The 5,384-nt window shown below is 35.6% G+C and carries 6 protein-coding genes; 5 read left to right on the plus strand and 1 reads right to left on the minus strand.

Features of this window, described 5'->3' with window-relative positions; genetic code table 11:
- The first annotated feature begins 329 nt into the window (after window positions 1-329).
- From DWV53_RS14810 to DWV53_RS14830, 5 genes are all read left to right on the plus strand, one after another.
- Window positions 330-470, plus strand: a complete 141-nt coding sequence (locus DWV53_RS14810) for an N-acetylmuramoyl-L-alanine amidase (RefSeq protein ID WP_118155376.1) — start codon at window positions 330-332, stop codon at window positions 468-470.
- Window positions 471-877: 407 nt separating this feature from the next.
- A complete protein-coding gene (locus tag DWV53_RS14815) occupies window positions 878-1,852 on the plus strand; it encodes a helix-turn-helix domain-containing protein (protein WP_147468822.1) in 975 nt (324 codons plus the stop codon).
- Window positions 1,846-2,622 (plus strand): hypothetical protein, encoded by a 777-nt coding sequence (locus DWV53_RS14820; protein WP_118155380.1) that lies wholly within the window; start codon window positions 1,846-1,848, stop codon window positions 2,620-2,622. Before DWV53_RS14815 ends, DWV53_RS14820 begins: the two co-directional genes overlap by 7 nt.
- Before the next feature lie 2 nt (window positions 2,623-2,624).
- Entirely contained in the window at window positions 2,625-3,392 is a 768-nt protein-coding gene (locus DWV53_RS14825) for a metallophosphoesterase (protein ID WP_118155382.1), read from the plus strand.
- A gap of 6 nt (window positions 3,393-3,398) precedes the next feature.
- Entirely contained in the window at window positions 3,399-4,628 is a 1,230-nt protein-coding gene (locus DWV53_RS14830) for a hypothetical protein (RefSeq protein WP_118082060.1), read from the plus strand.
- Window positions 4,629-4,754: 126 nt separating this feature from the next.
- On the opposite strand, the gene DWV53_RS14835 is transcribed toward DWV53_RS14830, so the two are convergent.
- Window positions 4,755-5,384, minus strand: a 630-nt coding sequence (locus DWV53_RS14835; protein WP_181992520.1) for an ATP-binding domain-containing protein, incomplete at its 5' end; no start/stop codon positions are given.

A 5,384-nucleotide genomic window follows, 5' to 3' on the forward strand; every position in this document is an offset into this window, starting at 1 on the left:
AAGCAAAATCCCACTAAACCCTATAGGTTGCGGATTTGAGGTTAACATCTTTGATAGCAATTAATAAAATATTGACGTAGCAATAGTCTGAAAAGCTAGAAACTACATAATAACAATACTACGATAAAAATGTAATCTGTTGTTGTATAGCTATTTAGTATGTATATTTCGTGTGTGAAGTAAAGTCTATATGTTGGCTTATAAAAGGAATTTATATTTACTTTTTTAATCATAGCATTCGCTTTTTATGCATTCTTCCAATACCTGTTTTCAGCGATGAAAAACGGAAAAATTAGAGTTTCCTGATTACATAAACCCTTTTTTAGCCCATGAATAGCCGATTTTGCCCTTTAATTCATGCCCTCATCGAGCAGCTGAAAGAGGAATATCCATTAGCCACGATTCATGGTCATAATGAATTTGCCAACAAGGCTTGTCCCTGCTTTGATGTGAAGAAGGAGTGGGGCTAACAGATAGGGAACGCTCTGCGTTCCCTATTTATACTTATTTTCCGATGCAACATGTGGATGTTGCTGATAGTTAAGCTTTTATCTTTTAAACGGTACAACTACCCTTTTTATAAGTGCACAGAAAATGGGCGACAAATGCAATGTGCTTATTCTCAATGCCTTAATGATAAAGTTGTACCGCTTCTTTTTAGCCTCAAATTGTAAATCTCTGAAAACAAGTGCAAAGCACTGAATCCGAGAATATTCCAACTCTTGTGTTACAGAACGCTTATCTTCGGGTGCAAAGGTACAATATAATCTTGGAATATTCCACTGAATATATCTTAAAAAATCTTATTTATTTCATTGTTTCTGTTGGTATTCAGAATATAATCACTACTTTTGCACATAATCTTTATATAATGATTATGAGCAAAAACAATGAATATATCAAAAACGCAGCTAACTATGTTGCTTCAGTTTTGGAGGACAATATTGTGGCGAAACCTGTGTGCAAAAGTGTGCAGGATATACTTCCTGTATCCGTTGTTGGTAATTTTGAACTATATAATGGGCGAATATTAGGAAAGGATATTCTTTTTGCTTTTATTGAAGATGGCAACGTGATAGCTCCTGCTCAGACTAAGAAGCAATTAGACATTATTCAGCGAAAGACAGGTATGGTTGCCATACTTGTATCTGAACATTTATATTCTTATAATATAAATAGGTTGGTTGCTCAGAAAGTAAATTTTATAGTCCCAAATAAGCAGATGTTTATTCCTTCTTTATTGTTAGATTTGAAGTCTATTAATACAATAGGCGGAGAAGATAAGAAGGATGCCATTACTCCTTTGACGCAATGTTTGTTACTGTATCATTTGGAAATAGAATCAATTTCGGGAAAGACAAGCTATGAACTTGCTGACATGTTGGCTGTATCATACGCTTCTGTAAATCGGGCGTTGCGTTGGCTTGTATCCAAAGACCTTATAAGGTTGGAGGGAGCTAAGACGAAGACCATACAAATAGATTTCAGCAATAGGGAACTTTGGGATAAAGCATTGCCATTGTTAGTGTCTCCGATAGAAAAAGTCTATTATACGGATGCTCTTCTTGAAGGACAGATGATGAGTGGAATGAATGCCTTGGCTTCCTATACGATGCTTAACGAAGAAAACAAGCAATGTCTTGCCATGCCGAAAAAAGATTTTAAGGCTTTAAACGTTGCGGTGGATAAGCAGTTTGGTCAAAACGAGATACAGGTATGGAAGTATAATCCACAAATACTGAGTTCAACAGGGGTAGTTGATAAGTTATCGCTTTATCTTTCTTTGAAAGACAATGAAGATGAGAGAATACAAATAGAGTTGGAACGATTAATAAGTGAAATGCCATGGTAAGAGGTATAGATACATTCAAGCAGTTCTTCAAAGGTTTTGAAGACAACTATGTGATAATCGGTGGTACGGCATGTGAAATCCATGAGGATTTGTATGCCCAAGTGCCTCGTGCGACAAAGGATATAGACATCATCTTGATAGTTGAGGCTTTGTCTGCTGAGTTTGTCGCTAAGTTTTGGGAATTCGTAAAGAAAGGCAATTATGGGCAGCGCAACAAGGGAGTGAATGAAAGTGTGGAACCCAAACATGAGTATTTCCGCTTTATGAAGCCTGCCGATTCTGCTTTTCCATATCAAGTGGAATTGTTTTCCAGAAGCCTTGGCTTGATGAATTTCCCAGAGGAGGCTCGTATCACACCGATTCCTGTGGATGAAGACTTGTCGAGTTTGTCAGCCATCCTTATGGATAACGACTATTATCACTTTACGATAGAGCATAGCTTGCTTGAATACGAAGTGCATATTGCTAACATTGAGAGCCTTATATGTCTGAAAAGCAAAGCTTTCTTGGATTTAAGTCAAAGGAAAGCTATAGGTGAAAGTGTGGACAGCAAACATATAGCGAAGCATAAGAAAGACATCTTTCGTCTTGCTGCAATGCTTACTCCAGCAAGTAAATATGAGCTGCCCGACACATTGAAAGCAGATGTTGGTAACTTTTGTACTGCCATCATGCAGGATTTACCAAACGCTGACTTTATCAAGTCGGCAGGACTTGGTAATGTGACGAGTCAACAGATTGTCGAACAACTAAAGAAATCAATGTTGTAGTTATGGTAAAAATACAATATGTTTCTGATTTGCATCTGGAGTTTGTAGCGAATACTCGCTACTTGGAGAACAACCCAATCCAATCTATAGCAGACATCTTGGTGCTGGCAGGTGATACTGGCTATTTAGGGGATGAAAGTTTTCTCAAGCATCCTTTCTGGGATTGGGCTTCAGGGAATTTCAAGCAAGTGATAGTTACACCAGGCAATCATGAGTTTTACAAGGGGTATGACCTCGGACAGCTCTATGATGGTTGGTGCCTGGGCATACGTCCTAATGTAAAATGTTATTATAATGCTGTTGTTCACCTCTCAGATGATATAGACCTCATCGTCTCAACGCTCTGGGGACATATTGAGCCTAAGGATGCTTTTGCGACAGAGCGCATGGTTAATGACTTCTATCGTATCAAGGATGGTGGTGTTGTGATAAATAGTGAGCGATTTAATCAAGAGCATGAGAAATGCCGTGCTTTCATAGAAAAAGCAGTTGGCGAAAGTCAAGCTAAACACATCGTGGTGGCAACCCATCATGTACCATCGTATGAATTGGTATCACCAGATTTCATAGGAAGTCCGATAAATGGAGCCTTCACTGCGGAACTTGGAAACTTCATTGCTTATAGTCGCATAGACTATTGGATTTATGGTCATTCCCATCGAAACATAGATAAGGTGATAGGTAATACCCATTGTGTTTCAAATCAACTTGGGTATGTGTGTCATGGGGAGGCTAAGGTTTTTGATTTTATGAAATGTATTAATCTGTAAGAGACAATGGAGAATGTTTTATTTTTTGACATACCCAAACTTAAGCCCAATTATTCTTTGATAGTTATTGGCATTTGCCAACTTTTGATGACTATCTACTCATTAACTAAGGTTTATTTACCAGATTTAATGTTGGGGTTTACCATAATGGCTTGTGTTTTCGACTTTATAGGTTTTTGCTTAATTTATTTTATTATAGAAATCCGTAGATATTCTAGAAATGTAAAAAATAAGCTAAGATGTATTCTTTCTGATTCAGTAATATTAGGAGTTCTAAACATATCAAAAGGCATAGTTGTTGAAAGGAAACTCAGCCGTGTGGCTTCATGTATTGAAATTTCTGATATGAGATGGAATTATACTATATTCTTATCTGAAGGCAGAATTTATGAGTTTAAATGTGTTGTCGTTAAAGTTCTTCCTGACAAGATACATCTATTGTTAGATTTAGATACATTGAAATGTAACAAAAACATCCGTAAGCCAACGTTAAATGCTGTCAAAACAGGTACAAAGTTAGATGCTTCTGTACTCAAATTGCTGACAAATATAGCTTTAGGACTAATCTATCTTATATTGGTGCTCTTTGTTGGCTATATGAAAGGCATCTATGGCTTAATGCTTTTAATGGCATTTGTATGGGGAAGTATGGGAGTCGGTGTCTTATTTCTAAAAAATGGTCTAATTGGTGATAGATTATTGCGTTGTTTTGATTTTTATTTTAAGATTCCCTTGATGTTGGTCTTACCTTATGTTGTCTCGTTATTTGTTTCTTGTGGTGTTCCTTTTGCAATATTGATTGGGTTGAGAAGTTTTACTCAATCATCTATATCGTATGCAAATATGATTTTTTGTTCTCTGATTATTGGGTCTTTCACTGTCGTTTATGCAAATAATTTTTTTACTAGATTTATTCTTATTTGTATCTATGGTTTAGGAGAGCCAGAAAACGAAATATATCCTGCGACTTTTAGGGATAGGAGAATAATGTACTTACGAAAAATACTGATAGACAAGAGTTTGGTAAATATGCTGGTCTTGTTGACTTATGTCGTATTTTTAATTTCAGATACCATGCTGTTTTTTCAATGGCACACTCATGTCTTTACTACGGATATAAATGATGCTGTTAAAAATTCGTTTATTGTATATATAGCATTCAAGGGCTTTGTTGCAGCAAAGAGTAATACACATTACTCTTTAAAGGATATAGCCCACTTAATCGAATATTCATGACTTAATGTATCTGCCCCCGTAGATTTTCGACAGAAACAATCTGTGGAGATTCAATGTGTGTTTCTTAATTAGAGAGTGTAAACTAAAATGGTAAATTGACACAGAGTTTAGTTTACACTCTCTAATTTATTTCAATTTGGCTATCAGAGGACGAATTTTTATGTCGTATTCTTCGTTGCCAAAATTTATAACAATAAGATTCCGTTTACACCGAGTTATCCCAGTATATAATAATTCATCAAAAGATAGGTTGAAAGTTGTTGATTTGTCATATTTCGGTTCAAGAACAAGAAAAACAACTTCACTTTCCCATCCTTTGAATGAATTAATAGTAGATATTTTTATAGTACCACTATTCATCCAAAAATGTAGTTTTTTGTTATCTCTAATATTTTTGTAATTTGAACTGTAAACTTCTTTTTTGAATTGAGTTAAAACTTCTTCGTAGTGCTTCCTAAAAGCAATTAATACGTCAAAGCTGATTCTACATTTTTCGCATTCTTCAATCAATCTTTCTTTGAAAGTATCAGGAAATGACACATATAAATCATAGATAGTAAATAAAACAGCAATGTGCTGTCTTAATTTGATGAGATCATAATCATAGAGCGTAGTCCTTTTGGGAAACAATTTCTTCTTGAAATGTTCTGTAATGTTGTTGAACCATGCAAGATTTGGATTGCCTCCATTGTTTTTACCAATATAATTGAGGTGAGTGTAAGCGGCTCCGCGTTTATACCTTGCATAATTCAAAAA

The organism is Segatella copri (genome assembly GCF_003465495.1).
GTDB classification, from domain to species: Bacteria; Bacteroidota; Bacteroidia; order Bacteroidales; family Bacteroidaceae; genus Prevotella; species Prevotella copri_G.